The sequence below is a fragment of the Massilia sp. 2TAF26 genome (assembly GCF_052115005.1).
Classification (GTDB): Bacteria; Pseudomonadota; Gammaproteobacteria; order Burkholderiales; family Burkholderiaceae_D; genus Telluria.
In genome coordinates this window covers 1-15,822 of record NZ_JBFRFV010000017.1, presented here as the reverse complement: position 1 = coordinate 15,822, position 15,822 = coordinate 1, and the positions used below count along the sequence as shown (strand labels likewise).

Sequence of the window (15,822 nt, the reverse complement as noted above, 5' to 3'; positions counted from 1 at the left end):
GGCGAATGCGCGGTAACGGTATACGACCCGCTGGGCAGGAAGCCGCGAGGAAGCGCGTCGCGTAGACGTTCACTCTAGGCTACATTGCCGGCATCAAGCACATCATCCGCCCCCAAGGACTGACGTCGTTTTTCCGCCCAATGCGCTCGGAGGTCGTTGCTGATGGGGCTAAAAATAAGGCAGCAGGTCGCAGCAGGAAGCAGATGGGATCGTCGAGCGGTCGTGCGTGCGTAGCGAACGCGGGCTATTCCTTATCGTGCTTCTCGATCATCGCGTTACAGAACATCATCGCGCCCTCGCGCAGGATGCGGAGCCTCGACATCCTCGGCACGTTCTCGCAGACCCAATTCATCTTGGCGTGTAGCTCGGCGTCCGGCTGGAAGTTCAGGCCCTTTGGTGGGTCAGTCGGGTTCTCCCATGGCTTTCGCTTGGCCTCTGCGGCTTGCGGAGCCGGCACAGGAGGCGTTTTTTCCGGCCCGACAGGAGCTAGGGCGAGTTCGCCCACTGGCGCGCCTCCTACGCCTTCTGGCGCCGCCCGATGCAGACCTATATGCCGTGCCACCCCATCGGATAGTGCTTGGGTGTCGACGGCCAATCCCTGGCCTGCTGGCGTGGAGATTGTGATTATTACTTTTTCATTCACCATAGTCATTGGCTAACACACTTTGCAAAACGTACATCAAGAATAAATATTCTTTTCATTGAGTGGAAATAAGTCTTTTATGGGGAAGATTGCCCGTGGAAAGAGGTTAATCTTACCCGGAAGATTGGCCTATGCCAATCAGTTCCCCTCACTCGAAAGAAGCTGCCCTTGTCGCGTTCGGCGCTGCTGTTCGCGTAGCGCGGACAGTCCGTGGCATTTCACAAGAAGAGTTGGCACATCGAAGCGGTATCGATCGCTCCTACCTCGGCGCTATCGAGCGGGGTGAGCAGAACTCGGGCTTGCTGCACCTTGTGCGGATGGCAACGGCTCTCGACACTACAGTGAGTGACCTGATGGCGAAGGCTGGGTTGTAGTGCAAATATTGCACTATGGTACTGCGTGAGATGGGATAAGATTGTGGCCGTCAAGAATTAAAGCGTCACACACATCCCTACATGATTGAAGACATCAAGAAAACCCTATGGGCTACAGCCGACAAGCTGCGCGCCAACATGGACGCCGCTGAGTACAAGCACATCGTGCTGGGCCTTATCTTCGTTAAATATATCTCCGACACGTTCCAGACCCGTCGCGATGAGCTGATGACGCGCTTTGCCGACCCCGCCGACGACTATTTTCTCCACGATGTCGACGCCGAGATGCTCGCCGATGAGCTAGAGGATCGCGACTATTACAAAGAGGTCAACGTATTCTGGGTGCCCGAGGCGGCACGCTGGGAGACATTGCGCTCCCAAGCTAAGCAAGCCGACATTGGCAAGCGCATCGACGATGCCCTCTCGCTAATCGAGGCCGAAAACCCGAAGCTGAAGGGGATTCTCGACAAGCGGTATGCTAGGGTACAGCTCCCGGACGGCAAGCTCGGTGAGTTGGTCGATCTGGTCTCGACCATTGGCTTTGGAGAGTCTGGCGACACGGCGAAAAATCATGCTCGCGATCTTCTGGGACAGGTATATGAATACTTCCTGGGACAGTTCGCCAGCGCGGAAGGCAAGCGCGGTGGCCAGTTCTACACGCCCGCGTCGATCGTCAAGACCTTGGTCGCGGTGCTGGCGCCACATCACGGCAAGGTGTACGACCCGTGCTGCGGTTCGGGCGGTATGTTCGTGCAGTCCGAGCGGTTCATTGAGGCGCATGGCGGCAAGATCGGCGATGTCTCGATCTACGGACAGGAAGCCAACCCTACGACGTGGCGACTGGCAGCGATGAATCTGGCGATTCGGGGCATCGACTTCAACCTTGGCAAGGAGCCGGCTGATACCTTTGTGCGCAATCAGCACGCCGATCTGCGCGCCGACTTCGTCCTTGCAAATCCGCCGTTCAACATATCGGACTGGTGGCATGGCAGCCTGGAAGGCGATCCGCGCTGGGTCTACGGCACGCCGCCACAAGGGAATGCCAACTACGCTTGGCTTCAGCATATGCTGTATCACCTGAAGCCCGCAGGTCGCGCGGGCATCGTGCTGGCAAACGGGTCAATGTCTTCAAACCAGAACAGCGAAGGCGACATCCGCCGCGCTATGGTCGATGCGGACAAAGTCGAGGTGATGATTGCGCTGCCGGGCCAGCTTTTCTTCAACACGCAAATACCTGCCTGCCTGTGGTTCTTAGTCAAGGAAAAGCGGTCCCGCCAAGGCGAGGTCTTGTTCATCGACGCCCGCAAACTGGGCAGCATGATCAGCCGCGTGCAGTGCGAATTCACTGAGGAGGTGATTGACAAGATCGCGGGTACTGTAGCGGCGTGGCGCGGCGAATCGGACGCGGGTGAATACCAGGATGTCGCTGGGTTCTGCCGCAGCGTCGCGTTGGCCGAGATTGCTGAGCATGGTCATGTGCTCACACCAGGTCGCTACGTCGGCGCCGAAGCGGTCGAGGAGGATGACGAGGCATTCGTAGAGAAGATGCAGAAGTTGACGGAGATGCTCGGCGAGCAGATGGCCAAGGGGGCAGAGCTGGATCAACTGATACGCCAGAAGCTGGGAGGACTGGGGTATGAGTTTTGAATGGCGCGAAGTGACGCTTGGAGACTTCGTTCGCCTACAACGGGGCCACGATCTGACTGCAAGCGAGCAAAAGGCCGGGACGATTCCAGTGATGGGGTCTGCCGGGCAAAATGGCACTCATAACGTAGCGAAGGCCGAAGGCCCCGGGGTCGTGATCGGGAGAAGTGGAGCATCCATGGGACGCGTACATGCATCAAAGGTTGCTTTTTGGCCGCATAATACGTGCCTCTACGTCACCGATTTTTTGGGCAACAACCCGCGTTTTGCATACCATGCGCTAAAGACACTCGACCTTGCGGCATATAATTCGGGGAGTGCGCAGCCATCGCTCAATCGCAACTACATTTACTCGATGCGACTTCGAGTGCCGCCAAGGTCTGAACAGGATCGAATCAGTGAACTCTTAGACGCACTCGACGACCGCATTGCACTCCTGCGCGAGACTAATACCACCCTCGAGGCAATCGCCCAAGCCCTCTTCCAGTCATGGTTCGTGGACTTCGATCCAGTGCGCGCCAAACAGGACGGGCGCGTGCCCGAGGGGATGGATGAATCAATGGCGGCCTTGTTTCCTAACAGTTTCGATGCATCGTCGCTTGGTTTATTGCCGAGCGGTTGGCTAGTGAATTCACTTGATGAAATCGCCACATATCTGAATGGATTGGCGTTGCAGAAATTTCCTCCGTCAGAGGATTCGTGGCTACCGGTTATCAAAATAGCACAACTCAGAAAAGGCGATACCCTAGGTGCTGATCGCGCGGGTCGCAATATCAAGCCGGAGTACATCGTACGGGATGGTGACGTATTATTCTCATGGTCAGGTAGTCTCGAAGTCGAGATCTGGTGCGGTGGTGAAGGCGCCCTAAACCAGCATTTGTTCAAGGTGACATCCGATCGATTTCCCAAGTGGTTCTATTACCTCTGGACTAAGCATCACCTGGAAAACTTCCGTCAAATCGCCGCAAGTAAGGCGACAACAATGGGGCACATCCAGCGTGCGCATTTGAGTCAAGCAAAAGTGACCGTTCCGTCCGACGAAGTTATCCGTGTCTGCGACGAGTTATTTGCCCCCCTTCTTGATCGTTCCATTTCCCTTATTCTCAAAGCCAGGAACCTGGCTGCCCTTCGCGATACTCTGCTCCCTCGTCTGATATCAGGCCAGTTGCGACTTCAGGAAGTGGACGAAATGCTGAAAGAAGCTGCCTAAAATCTGATCGATAGACTCACGGGCACACGGAGCCGATAAGTGACAGAAGACCAACTCGAACAAGAAACCCTAGCTTGGCTGATTGATACTGGCTACGGCCACGTCTACGGGCCGGACATCGCGCTTGACGGGAAGGCTCCGGAGCGCGCCAACTACACTCAGGTGGTGCTAATCGAGCGTCTGCGGGGCGCCATCGCTAAACTCAATCCTTCGGTCCCATCCGTTGCCCGCGAAGATGCATTGCAACAGGTGCTGAACTTGGACACTCCGGTGCTGTTGTCTGCAAATCGGTTTTTCCATCGCATCCTGGTTAGCGGCGTGCCCGTCGAGTACCAGCGCGACGGCGAGACCCGTGGCGATTTCGTTCGCTTGATCGACTTCACCGACGTAGCCGCAAACGAGTGGCTGGCGGTGAATCAGTTCTCGATCAAGGGGCCGAAGCATACCCGCCGCCCCGACATCATCTTGTTCGTCAATGGCCTGCCGCTCGTGCTCCTGGAACTGAAGAATCCGGCCGACGAGAACGCCGACATCTGGAAGGCGTACGACCAGATCGAGACCTACAAGGAGCAGATACCAGAGGTGTTCCAGTACAACGAGGTGCTGGTGATCGCGGACGGCACCGAGGCCCGCATGGGTTCGCTTTCCAGCAATGCCGAGCGGTACATGGCGTGGCGTACGATCGACGGCCTCGTGCTTGATCCGCTGGGGCAGTTCAATGAGCTTGAGACGCTCGTGCGCGGAGTTTTGGCGCCAGCCTACCTACTCGACTTTCTTCGCTTCTTCGTCCTGTTCGAAGATGACGGGACGCTGATTAAGAAGATCGCCGGCTATCACCAATTTCACGCGGTGCGTGCTGCAATCACGCAGGTAGTGGCGGCATCGCGCCCTGGGGGCACGCACAAAGGCGGCGTAGTGTGGCATACGCAAGGCTCGGGCAAGAGCATCACCATGACCTGCTTCGCGGCGCGCGTGATGCGCGAGACAGCGATGGAGAATCCGACTATCGTGGTGATCACCGACCGCAACGATCTCGATGGCCAGTTGTTCGGTGTGTTCTCGCTGTCGCAAGATCTGCTGCGCGAACAGCCGGTCCAAGCTCTGACTAGGCAGGACTTGCGCGCCAAGCTGGCCAACAGGCCATCGGGCGGTATCGTGTTCGCGACTATCCAAAAGTTCATGCCAGGCGAGGACGAAGACACTTTCCCACTCCTGTCCGACCGGCATAACATCGTCGTAATCGCCGACGAGGCACATCGAACCCAGTATGGCTTTGAAGCGAAGCTGAAGGCCCGCAAGATAAAGCCGGCTTCGCTCGGCACCGGAACGCCCCCGGCATCACTTGTGCGCGCGGAAGAGGCCCCAGCGCAGTACTTAGAGCGGTATCAGGTCGGCTATGCTCAGAATCTTCGGGATGCGCTCCCGAATGCGACCTTCGTCGCGTTCACTGGCACGCCCGTATCGAGCGAAGATCGCGACACACGGGCGGTCTTCGGCGATTACATCCACATCTATGACATGCAGCAGGCCCGCGACGATGGCGCGACGGTGGCGATCTACTACGAGTCGCGCTTGGCCAAGCTGGGGCTGAAAGAAGAATCGCTCGATGTCATCGACGACGAGGTGGAAGAGTTGGCGGAAGACGAGGAGGATGATCAGAAGGCGCTCCTCAAGAGTCGCTGGGCCGCGCTTGAAAAAGTTGTAGGTTCCGAGCCGCGCATCAAGCAGATTGCCGCCGACCTAGTCCAGCACTTCGAAGAGCGTGACAAGGCCCAGACGGGCAAGGCAATGGTAGTGGCCATGAGCCGGGACATCTGCGTGCACCTGTACAACGCGATCATTGACCTACGGCCCGCCTGGCACGACGACGATCCGGGAAAGGGCGTGATTAAAATCGTGATGACCGGCGCGGCCAGCGACAAGCCGCTGCTGCGCCCCCACATCTACTCGAAGCAGGTCAAGAAGCGCATAGAGAAGCGGTTCAAAGATCCAGACGATCCAATGCGACTGGTGATCGTAAGGGATATGTGGCTTACCGGCTTCGATGCGCCGTGCGTGCACACGATGTACGTGGACAAGCCGATGAAGGGTCACAATTTGATGCAGGCGATCGCGCGCGTTAACCGCGTGTTTCGCGACAAGCAGGGTGGGCTTGTGGTGGATTACATCGGCATCGCTAGCGACCTGAAACAGGCGCTCAAGGAGTACACAGCCAGCAATGGCCGAGGGCGTCCTACAGTCGATGCGCACGAGGCTTACGCCGTGCTGGAGGAGAAGTTGGATGTGTTGCGCGCCATGCTTCACAAAATCGACTATAGCGGCTTCCTGACTGGTGGGCACGGCATGCTGGCCAAGGTCGCGAACCATGTGCTCGGCCTGGAAGACGGCAAGAAGCGATTTGGCGATACGGCTCTCGCCATGTCAAAGGCGTTCACCCTGTGTTGCACGCTCGACGAGGCGAAGGCCGTACGTGACGAGGTTGCATTCTTCCAGGCGGTTAAGGTGATGCTGACCAAGAAGGACATCAGCGCCAAGAAGCGTACGGACGAAGAGCGCGACTTGGCCGTCAGGCAGATTATCGGCTCGGCGCTAGTGTCGAATGAGGTTGTGGACATCTTCAATGCGGCGGGTCTGGAGAAGCCGAACATCGGCATTCTCGATGATGACTTCCTCAGTGAGGTGCGCAACCTGCCTGAGCGCAATCTGGCCGTGGAGTTGCTGGAACGCCTGCTCGAAGGTGAAATCAAAGCTCGGTTCGCGACCAACGTCGTGCAGAACAACAAGTTTAGCGAGATGCTAACCAACGTCATTAAGCGTTACCAGAATCGGTCCATCGAGACGGCGCAGGTGATGGAAGAGCTGATCGCGATGGCGAAGAAATTCAGGGAGGAAGCCGAGCGGGGCGCTAAAGCCGGCCTGAACGCCGATGAATTGGCTTTCTACGATGCGCTCGCTGACAACGAGGACTCCGTGCGCGAGCTGGGGGATGAGACGCTCAAGAAGATCGCCCACGAGTTGGCTGACAGCCTGCGCAAGAATGCAAGCGTAGATTGGGCTGTGCGCGATAACGTGCGGGCCAAGCTCCGCCTGCTCGTAAAAAGAATCCTGCGCAAATATAAGTATCCGCCCGTGAAGGAGGAGGCAGCGGTTGCCTTGGTCATGCAGCAGGCGGAGACGCTGAGCGCCGAATGGGCGTAGGTCAGCCGTATGCTCTGACGCATCAAGCTGACGAATCAGTCTCCGCCCTTGTGCAGGTGGTCAATAATCTTCTGCATCAATCTGCCACGCCAATTTTTGTTGAAGTCTGGCAGCGTATAACGGAGCGAGGGCAGTGCCACTCGGCTGGCAATGCGATTGGCGTCGCCAGGGAGTTGGCTCTCAGCGGGATCGGTAACAGGCTGATGGGCATGTCCATCAACCGAAAGCCCCTTTTTCATGGCTGTTCTCCTACAGTTGCGGCAGTTTCAACTGCTTCTCGAGGCTCAGCCGGGGATTTTACTGCGGCCTGTTCCAGGATCCATGCCTCAATCTGATCGTGCCACTTGCGCAGCAGATCGAGAGGGCGTCGGCGGTAATGCTTTTCGGCCAAGGCGCTCGGCTTGTGGCCCATTATCTGCGCCGAAATGCCACTCGGCATCTCGACCCATTCGCACAAGGTGCCGAACGAGCGACGCAGGCCGTGCAACGAAACATGGGGCAGGCCCGCAACTGCTAAAGCCTTGGTGTGCGCAATACGTGGCTCAGCTAGTCTTCCGTCTTTTGCCGCGACGCTGCTGAAGACCCAGTCATTACGGCGTGGCAGGGACGCAAGAAGGTGTGATACGAATGGCGTAAGCGGGATCGTGCGCACGCCCTCAATCTTGTCTTTGATGCTGAGGCTCCGCCATTGGAAGTCGACATCAGCCCAACGCAAACCGGCAAGTTCTTCACGGCGCGCGCCGGTCAAAAGCAGGGCCTGAAGGTATGCGCTGATGACTGGATTTCCGATCTTCTGCACGGCAGCAAACCAAGCAGACAATTGCTCACGTTGCAAGCTGTCGCCTTCCTTGGTCTGCGCCTTCGGAAGTGCATCCCGCACAGTGCGTGCGCTGTATGCATCGGCGGGCACAATGTCGCGGTAGGCAGGGAAGTCAGCGGCCCAACGAATAAACGCACGTAGGAGTCGATAGCTCTGCGCCGTGTTAGTTGGGCGTGCCTTTGCCTCATGCTCCAGCCATGTCGAGATTCTCTGACCAGTAAGCTCGGCCAATGGAAGTTGCATCAAGGGGGCCATTGGCCCTGCTACAGTCTCTCCCTTCCCACGCTTTTTTTTCTCGCCGCCAGTTGCGGTCAACGTCGTGTGATTCTGCAGGTGCCCCGCGCTCCATTTTGATTTGCGCGCCTCGATATAGATGGGCCAGACCTCGCCCAGGGTTACGCTTTGCCGTCTGATCTCGGTCCGTGCAGTTTCTGCGGTTACCGCTTTAGCGTCGCGTTTGGCCTGTTCTTCGGCGAGTTCGTCGGCCTTCACCTGACGTGGGTCCTGTCCCCCGTCGACAATAACCTTGAGCCTGCGCGCTTCGTTCTGAGCGGCAAGCAACGTCCAGGTTTTTGGATCACCGATGGTAATGCGGATGACCTGCCCGTTCAGCTTGGCCTGGAAGATAAACGCCTTGGCACCGCCCGGCGATGCCCGGAGCCCCAAGCCTGGCGCCCCGGCGTCCCAGAGAAAGGCGGGGAGCTTGGCTGATTCACAGCGAAAATCTTCGATGCGTCCCGCCGTGAACTTGATTTTTGCCACTGTGTACTCTCCGCTAGTTGCTGTGTACCCCGTGTGTACCCCGGCGGGCAGTATATCAAGCAGTATGCATCAACACAACTTTTGCCGTGTAAAATCCTAACCCTTTGAATTTAAATGCCATGTCCATTCTGCTGAATCATGATCAACAGGCCTAAATGCCGAGTTGTTCAGCCTTCTAAGCTGAGGGTCGCTGGTTCGAACCCAGCTGGGCAGGCCAAGATTTCCTCTCCGCTAGCGAACGGTGCCACCGTAGCGTTCGTGTTAACGTCCATGCCGACAACTACCCCGTCGGATGACAGGAGGAGGAAGCATGCCGCCTTGCCGATTGCCCTGGTCCTGGTACGCCAGCGCTGGACGCGCCGCCCTGCTGGCGGCGCTGGCCATCCCGATCGCCGTCCCTGTGCAGGCCCAGCAGGCGCCCGCGGCCACACCAAGCGGCGAGGTGCTGTCGCTCAAGCTGCCGCCGGGCAGCAATCCGGCCACCGAAGCGAGCGGCAGCGTGCAATTCATCGGCACGGCCACCGTCCTGATCCGCTACGAGGGCTTCACCATCCTCACCGATCCGAATTTCCTGCACAAGGGCGACCACGTGCACCTGGGCTATGGCCTGACGGCCGAGCGCCTGACCAACCCGGCGATCGAACTCGACAAGCTGCCGCCGATCGATTTCGTGCTGCTCTCCCACTTGCATGAAGACCAATTCGACAAGCTGGTCCAGGAGAAGCTGGCCAAGGACACGCCCATCGTCACCACCAAGGAAGCCGCGGCCGCGCTCGAAAAACTCGGTTTCCGGCGCACCATCGGCCTGGGGAAATGGGATCAGCTCGAGGTCGAGAAGGGCGAATCGCGCCTGCGCCTCACCGCCGTGCCCGGACGCCATGGCAAGGCCGGCATGCAGCTCCTGCTGCCCTCCGTGATGGGTTCGGTGCTCGACTTCGGAGCGAATCCCGCCGCGCCGAGCTACCGCATGTACATCAGCGGCGACACCCTGGTGTACGACGACCTGAAGAACATTCCGCAGCACTTCCCCGGCATCGACCTGGCGCTGCTGCACCTGGGCGGCACCCGCATCCTTGGCGTGTTCAAGGTGACGATGGATGGCAAGGATGGCGTCGATCTGATGCAGATCATCCGGCCGCAGCGGGTCATCCCCATTCATTACGACGACTACGATGTGTTCAAGTCGCCGCTGGCGGACTTCGCGCGCGAGCTCAAGGCGGCCGGTCTGGACCAGCAGGTGACCTATCTGGCGCACGGCGAGACCTACACTTTTACTCCTCGCAAGCGCTAGGCGCCTGGATGGCGCCTTACTCCCGCTCTTCGGTGCGCGGCGCCATGGTGGCGTCGTCGTCGAAGGGCCAGCCGGTGTAGGGCGGCACGACGCGCTGGAATTCGTGCGGCATCACGATCGGCACCTGCAGGCACACGCTCTGGGTCGGCAGCACTTCCATCCAGTCGCGCACCAGCTCCTTGTAGGCGATGCCGACCGGGCGGATCTTGCGGTCCAGGTCGAACAGGCCCAGCTCGTTCACATTGCCGTTGTTCTCGCGCAGGGCCGTGTCCCAGTCGATCTGGTCGGTGAGGGAATACCAGGTAAAGCCCACCAGCGGCACGCCGTTGTTGCGTACGCGGAGCACATTGGCCCATTCCTTGCGCAGCCACTGCACGGCTTCGTCGCCGCGCGGACCCTGGGAGAGGTTGGTCTCGGTATGCATCACCGGCAGGCGATAGCGGTTGTAGTACTGGTGGGTGATGACGGCGTAGCCGAAGATCTCGCCGGCCGAGCGCGTCAGGCCGTCGGCCGAGACGTAGTGCTCGTTGGTCTGGTAATAATCGTTGCCCATGATGCAGTGGTGCTTCAGATTATTATTCAGGAAGAAGTGGTACTCATCGCGCGTCATGCCGTTGTCGAGCATGTACTCGTACATCTCGGAATCGACGCGCCGGCCATAGTTGAGGTCGAGCGAGAGGAAGCGCCGGGCATTGTAGAGCTCGGCCGGACCGATGGCCGCCGGGCTCTCGGCGTGGAAATATTCGGTCGATTCGCTCTGTATGAACAACGCGTCCGGACGCAGTTGCAGGATCGCACGCATGGCCAGGATATTGGCCTTGACCAAGTGCTTCATCGCCGTGATGAAGCTGCGGTCGGTCGTCATCTGCTCGTTCCACCAGCCGTACAGGGCGGAGAACAGGGCGCAGATCGACATCTCGTTGATCGGCGTGTACAGCTGCAGCCAGGGATAGCGCCGCGCGAAGGCGCCGGCATACTCGGCGAAGAGTTCCGGAAAATCCGGATTCTGGAAGTTGCCGATCCAGTCCGGCACGCCGAAGTGGCAGAGGTCGACGATGGAAGCGATATTACGCTGGCGCAGGTCGTTGAAGGCCAGGTCGGCGAATTCCCAGTCGTAGCGCTTGGGGCCGAGCCAGGTCCTGTGCAGCGGCGGACCGTAGCGCAACACTTTCAGGCCAAGTTCCTGGACCAGGTCGAAGTCGGTGCGCCAGTGTTTGTAGTGGCCGCATTTTTCGAGCTCATCCATCCGTACCCGACCATTCTGGATGGTTGGATTGCTGTTTTCGATACCCGTAGCAAAGATAAATCCTGGAGACATTCAACCCCCTTTCATCCGGAACGCGGCATTTCATTGTAGCCGGGATCGGATTTGCCGTTCCGAACCGTGCGCGCGTATTGAACTGCAGAGTGATAAGCTATGTAACACTTAGACAATATTTCCAACCGCCATCAGCATGTCCATGCCCATCGCGATTGCGGCGACTGTTCCGCGCGTCCCCGCCAGCCTGGCGCCGTCGAACCGCCGGCTGGCCGGAGGCTTGCTGGTGTCGCTGCTGCTGCATGCGCTGCTGTTGTCGCTGCAGTTCGGTATTCCCGGGCTGAGGGCGGGCGCGGGCAGGCCCTTGAGCATCGTGCTGGCGCCTGTGCCGGCGGCGGTGCAGCCCCTGCCGCCATTGCCTTCCGTGCCGGTGGCGCCGCCTGTCGAGACGCCGCTGCCACCGCCAGCGGCCAGCCTGCCTTTGCCGCCGCCGGCCGCGGTCCTGCCCGCGCCGACCCAGGCCGTGGCCAAGCCCCAGCCCAGTCAGCCGGCGCCGTCGCCCCCGCCGCACCGCGGCTTCACCTTGCGCGATCCGGCGCCCGCCTTGCCGGCCCCGCCGGCGCCCAAGCCGTCGCCACCTGCGCGACGCACCCTGCGCCGGCGCAGCCGTCCGCGCATCCAGCCGCCGAAGGAGACCATGCACACCGAGGTGATCGCGCGCGAGATCGGCGAGGATCCCGGCTTCGTCCTGCCGCAGCCCGAACTGCCCGCATTGACGGAGGTGCCGAAGGCGCCTGAAGACAGCACGCCGCCGGCGCCCCAGCTTGCGCGGCAGGCCGATGAAGACCAGACCGCGCAGGCACGCGCCGCGGCCGAGCGTGAGCTGGCGCAGCAGCGTGAGGCCGAGGAGGCGGCGCGGGTGGCCGAGCAGCAGCGCGCTGAGCAACAGCGCGCCGAGGAGCTCGCGCGGCAGCAGGTGGCCGAGCGGGAGCGAGCTGAGGAAATGGCGCGGCAGCAGGTGGCCGAACAGCGCCGCGCCGACGACCTGGCACGCCAGCAGGTGGCCGAGCAACGCCGGGCTGAAGAACTGGCGCGTCAGCAGCTGGCCGAACAGCAGCGTGCCCAGCAGTTGGCCGAGCAACGGCAGGCTGAAGAGGTGGCGCGGCAGCAATTGGCCGAGCAACGCCGCGTTGAGGAATTCTCACGTCGACAATTGGCTGAGCAGCAGCGCGCACAGCAGCTGGCCGAGCAACGCCGCGCCGAGGAACTCGCACGTCAGCAGCTGGCGGAACAGCAACGGGCCCAGCAGCTCGCCGACCAGCGCCAGGCCGAGGAGCGCGCCCAGCAGGCCGCCGCGCGCCAGCGCGCCGAGGAACTGGCGCGCCAGCAGGCGGCGGAAGCCGAAGCCGCGCGCCGGCTGGCCCGTCAGGACGCGCTGCCCGGCCCGGCGGCTGCCAATCCGGGCAATGCGCTTGCACGTGGCGAGCGCGGTACCGGCGACGGTCTCGACCTGGGCGCCGGGCGGGGCGCCGGCACGGGATCGCGCGGGCTGCCGGGCAAGGATTTCGGTTCGCGCGCCCGCGAGCTGCTGCGTGGTATCGACGTCGCGAAAGCCGTTCCGCCGGCCATGCGCGCCGCCGAACAGGCCCGGCAGGCGGTGCGGCGCGCCCTGGCCGATGCCGCACGCCGCGACGTGCCGCTGCGCCTCTACCTGGACAGCGTGCGCCAGAAGATCGAGCGCAACGCCATCGTCAGCCAGATCCAGCTGTCCAGCGGAACCGTGCATACGGATCCGGTGGTCAGCATCGCGATCCGCAGCGACGGCAGCGTCGAGGACGTCACCATCCTCCGCTCCAGCGGGCGTCCGGACATCGACGACGTGGTGCGCCGCATCGTCAGCCTGAACGCGCGCTACTCGGCCTTCCCGGCCAACGTGGCGGCGAACTACGACGTGATCGAATTGCGCCGGATCTGGACCTTCGCCGAAGTGCTGCGCCTGGTCGAGGAGGTGCGCTGAGCCCCGTCGCGGGGACACTGTTGACCTAAGCCTGCCGTTTGACGTGCGCCAAAGCCATTCCGGGTAGGGGGCTTACCCTGATTCTGATCGCCAGAGGCTGGCAGCACATTTCGACAGGCAACACATGAACGCTTCCAATACGCAATTTCTGGCACGAGTCCTCAGCTTCGTGCTGGCGTCGGCTTTTGTTCTCGTCCTTGCGGGCTGTGCACCCACCATCCATTTCCGCTCGCAGGACCAGGCCGGTGCGGACGAGCCCGCACCACCGACGGAAATGATCACCGAGAAGCTGATCGCCGCCGAGCGCCAGCAGCATCGGGAGGAAGCCAATTTCGAACTCGAGAAGCTGCTGGTGCCCAATCCGCCGCCGTATGCCATCGGCAGCGGGGACGTGCTGTCCATCGTGGTATGGGACCATCCCGAGCTGGCAGGCAATGCCATGAGCCCCGGCAACATCCTGCCCGATCCCAGCGGCGCCAATTCCTCGCCGCCGGGCTTCGTCGTCGATCACCAGGGCCGCATCCAGTACCCGCTGATCGGCATGGTCGGCGTCGAGGGGCTGACCGAGGAGCAGGCGCGCGCACTGTTGACCACCAGGCTGGCGAAGTACCTCGCCAATCCGAACGTCACGCTGCGGGTCCAGTCCTTCCGCAGCAAGCGCGTGTACATCGACGGCGAGGTCAAGTCGCCGGGCCTGCAGGCCATCAACGATATCCCGATGACCCTGGTCGAGGCGATCAACCGTTCCGGCGGCCTGCTGCCGAGCGCCGATCAGAGCCGCATCGTGCTGGAGCGCGGCGAGCAGCGCTACCGGATCAACCTGCGCGACCTGGTACAGAAAGGCATCAATCCCGGCAGCGTGATGCTGGCCCCGGGCGACGTCGTGCGCGTGCATTCGCGCGACGAGAGCAAGGTCTTCGTCTCCGGCGAAGTCCTGACCCCGAAGGCGCTGACGATGCACGACGGCCGCCTCACCCTCAACGAAGCGCTCGGCGAGAGCGGCGGCATCAGCCCGCTGAGCGGCGACGCGCGCCAGGTCTACGTGGTACGAAAGACGCCCGAACGCACGCGCGTGTTCCAGCTCGACGCCCGCGTGGCCGGCTCGCTGGCGATGGCCGAATCCTTCGAGCTGCAGCCGAAGGACATCGTCTATGTGGCCGCCACCCCGCTGGCCAACTGGAACCGCAACCTCAGCCTGCTGATCCCCGGCGCGCTGACCTCCGCCGTGAGCGCGACCAACCGCCCCTGATCCGGCAGCCCCGTCAATGCATGGAGCACGACCATGAGTAATGCAAGCGAGCAGCACGCCCTGACCCATGTCGCCCCTCGTCCGCCGATTGTCGGGGTGCCTTTCGACCCGGGCGCGGTCGAGGGGCCGCATGATGAATCCTCCATCGATCTCAAGAGCTATTTGCGCACGCTGTACGAGAACCGCGGGCTGATCGGCGGGATCACCGCCGTCATCACCCTCGGGGCAGTGCTGTATGCACTGGTCGCCAAGCCGGTGTTCGAGACCAATATGATGATCCACGTGGAGGAGGAAAGCCCGAACGCGTCGAAGAATATCCTGAGCGAAGCCTCGTCGCTGTTCGAGACCAAGAAGGCGGCGATCGCCGAGATGGAGCTGCTGCGCTCGCGCATGGTGGTGTCGCGCGCGGTCGACAACCTGCAGCTGTATATCGACGTCCGCCCAAAATACTTCCCGATCGCGGGCTTCTGGTTCGCCAACCAGAAGGGCGGCGGATTGTCGGAACCCGGGCTGTTCGGCTATGGCGGCTATGTCTGGGGTGCCGAGAAGGCCGAGGTGTCGCTGTTCGAAGTGCCGGACGTCTGGCTGGGGCGCGAGTTCACCCTGACGGCGCTGGGCAACCAGCGCTTCCGTTTTTTCGGCGGCGGCCAGCGCATCGTCTTCGACGGCAATGTTGGCTTGCGCTAGCCGAGTCCGATGATGCCGATCACGGCCGCGCGCTTGCCCAGCCGCTCGGTCAGCTGTTCGAGATATGCCGGTTTGCTTTCATCACGCATGAGTGTCCTCGCCAAACGTTAAATTAGATACGGAACGGCACGAATTTTCGGATCAGGCCCAGGCGCGGCGCGGCGGGCGCGGGTGTGGCCGCCGGCGCGGCCGGGGCCAGTTGCGGGGTGTATTCGGTGACGATGGCCTTGACCATCGACTCGATCATGGCGCGTTCGTGGGTCTCGCAAGCCATCATCAGGCAGGTGATGAAGGTCTCGAGCACGCTCGGGTGAAGGGCGTTTTCCTTCATGCGCATGATGCGCGGGTGGTCGCTGGGGAAGATCACGCCGTCGGTCAGCAGCTCCTCGTGCAGCTTCTCGCCCGGGAACAGGCCGACGTAGCGGATCTCGATGTCGCCGCCAGGGTTCTGGACGCTCTTCTCGGTCAGGCCGTGCAGGGCGATCATGGTGCGCGCCAGGTCGACGATGCGCACCGGTTCGCCCATGTCGAGCACGAACACGTCGCCGCCCTTGGCCATCGCGCCGGCCTGGATCACCAGCTGGGCGGCCTCGGGGATCAGCATGAAGTAGCGCGACACTTCCGGGTGGGTGATGGTCAGCGGACCGCCGCGTGCGATCTGGCGCCTGG

13 protein-coding genes are annotated in these 15,822 nt (G+C 61.3%); 8 read left to right on the top strand and 5 right to left on the bottom strand.

The window, feature by feature from the left end; genetic code table 11:
* Window positions 1-244 precede the first annotated feature (244 nt).
* The gene (locus AB4Z32_RS17490) at window positions 245-505 is read right to left on the bottom strand and encodes a hypothetical protein (RefSeq protein ID WP_442123136.1); all 261 of its coding nucleotides are present in this window, start codon (window positions 503-505) and stop codon (window positions 245-247) included.
* A 269-nt stretch (window positions 506-774) separates the two neighbouring features.
* On the opposite strand from AB4Z32_RS17490, the gene AB4Z32_RS17485 reads away from it, so the two are divergent.
* From AB4Z32_RS17485 to AB4Z32_RS17470, 4 genes are all read left to right on the top strand, one after another.
* Complete coding sequence (locus tag AB4Z32_RS17485; protein ID WP_442123135.1) at window positions 775-1,017, top strand: helix-turn-helix domain-containing protein; 243 nt, start codon at window positions 775-777, stop codon at window positions 1,015-1,017.
* Window positions 1,018-1,098: 81 nt separating this feature from the next.
* Window positions 1,099-2,664: a type I restriction-modification system subunit M gene (locus AB4Z32_RS17480; protein WP_442123134.1), complete on the top strand. Its 1,566-nt coding sequence runs from the start codon at window positions 1,099-1,101 to the stop codon at window positions 2,662-2,664.
* Window positions 2,654-3,871 carry a restriction endonuclease subunit S gene (locus AB4Z32_RS17475; RefSeq protein ID WP_442123133.1) on the top strand — a complete coding sequence of 406 codons (1,218 nt, stop codon included), beginning with the start codon at window positions 2,654-2,656 and terminating at the stop codon, window positions 3,869-3,871. Before AB4Z32_RS17480 ends, AB4Z32_RS17475 begins: the two co-directional genes overlap by 11 nt.
* 39 nt (window positions 3,872-3,910) lie before the next feature.
* On the top strand, window positions 3,911-7,069 hold the full coding sequence (locus AB4Z32_RS17470) for a type I restriction endonuclease subunit R (RefSeq protein WP_442123132.1): 3,159 nt from the start codon (window positions 3,911-3,913) through the stop codon (window positions 7,067-7,069).
* 35 nt (window positions 7,070-7,104) lie between these two features.
* On the opposite strand, the gene AB4Z32_RS17465 is transcribed toward AB4Z32_RS17470, so the two are convergent.
* Window positions 7,105-7,308 carry a hypothetical protein gene (locus AB4Z32_RS17465; RefSeq protein WP_442123131.1) on the bottom strand — a complete coding sequence of 68 codons (204 nt, stop codon included), beginning with the start codon at window positions 7,306-7,308 and terminating at the stop codon, window positions 7,105-7,107.
* Window positions 7,305-8,651 (bottom strand): tyrosine-type recombinase/integrase, encoded by a 1,347-nt coding sequence (locus tag AB4Z32_RS17460; RefSeq protein ID WP_442123130.1) that lies wholly within the window; start codon window positions 8,649-8,651, stop codon window positions 7,305-7,307. The genes AB4Z32_RS17465 and AB4Z32_RS17460 overlap by 4 nt, the downstream gene beginning before the upstream one ends.
* A gap of 310 nt (window positions 8,652-8,961) precedes the next feature.
* Here AB4Z32_RS17460 and AB4Z32_RS17455 point away from each other — a divergent pair, with 310 nt between their 5' ends.
* A complete protein-coding gene (locus AB4Z32_RS17455; RefSeq protein ID WP_442123129.1) occupies window positions 8,962-9,942 on the top strand; it encodes an MBL fold metallo-hydrolase in 981 nt (326 codons plus the stop codon).
* Between the two features lie 16 nt (window positions 9,943-9,958).
* Here AB4Z32_RS17455 and AB4Z32_RS17450 read toward each other — a convergent pair whose 3' ends face one another.
* On the bottom strand, window positions 9,959-11,188 hold the full coding sequence (locus AB4Z32_RS17450; protein ID WP_442123128.1) for a family 1 glycosylhydrolase: 1,230 nt from the start codon (window positions 11,186-11,188) through the stop codon (window positions 9,959-9,961).
* A 214-nt stretch (window positions 11,189-11,402) separates the two neighbouring features.
* Here AB4Z32_RS17450 and AB4Z32_RS17445 point away from each other — a divergent pair, with 214 nt between their 5' ends.
* From AB4Z32_RS17445 to AB4Z32_RS17435, 3 genes are all read left to right on the top strand, one after another.
* Window positions 11,403-13,217 (top strand): TonB C-terminal domain-containing protein, encoded by a 1,815-nt coding sequence (locus AB4Z32_RS17445; RefSeq protein ID WP_442123127.1) that lies wholly within the window; start codon window positions 11,403-11,405, stop codon window positions 13,215-13,217.
* Between the two features lie 124 nt (window positions 13,218-13,341).
* Complete coding sequence (locus tag AB4Z32_RS17440) at window positions 13,342-14,466, top strand: polysaccharide biosynthesis/export family protein (protein WP_442123126.1); 1,125 nt, start codon at window positions 13,342-13,344, stop codon at window positions 14,464-14,466.
* 33 nt (window positions 14,467-14,499) lie between these two features.
* The gene (locus AB4Z32_RS17435) at window positions 14,500-15,153 is read left to right on the top strand and encodes a Wzz/FepE/Etk N-terminal domain-containing protein (protein WP_442123125.1); all 654 of its coding nucleotides are present in this window, start codon (window positions 14,500-14,502) and stop codon (window positions 15,151-15,153) included.
* Window positions 15,154-15,265: 112 nt separating this feature from the next.
* Here AB4Z32_RS17435 and AB4Z32_RS17430 read toward each other — a convergent pair.
* The coding region (locus AB4Z32_RS17430) for a polysaccharide biosynthesis protein (protein WP_442123124.1) at window positions 15,266-15,822 on the bottom strand (557 nt) is incomplete at its 5' end.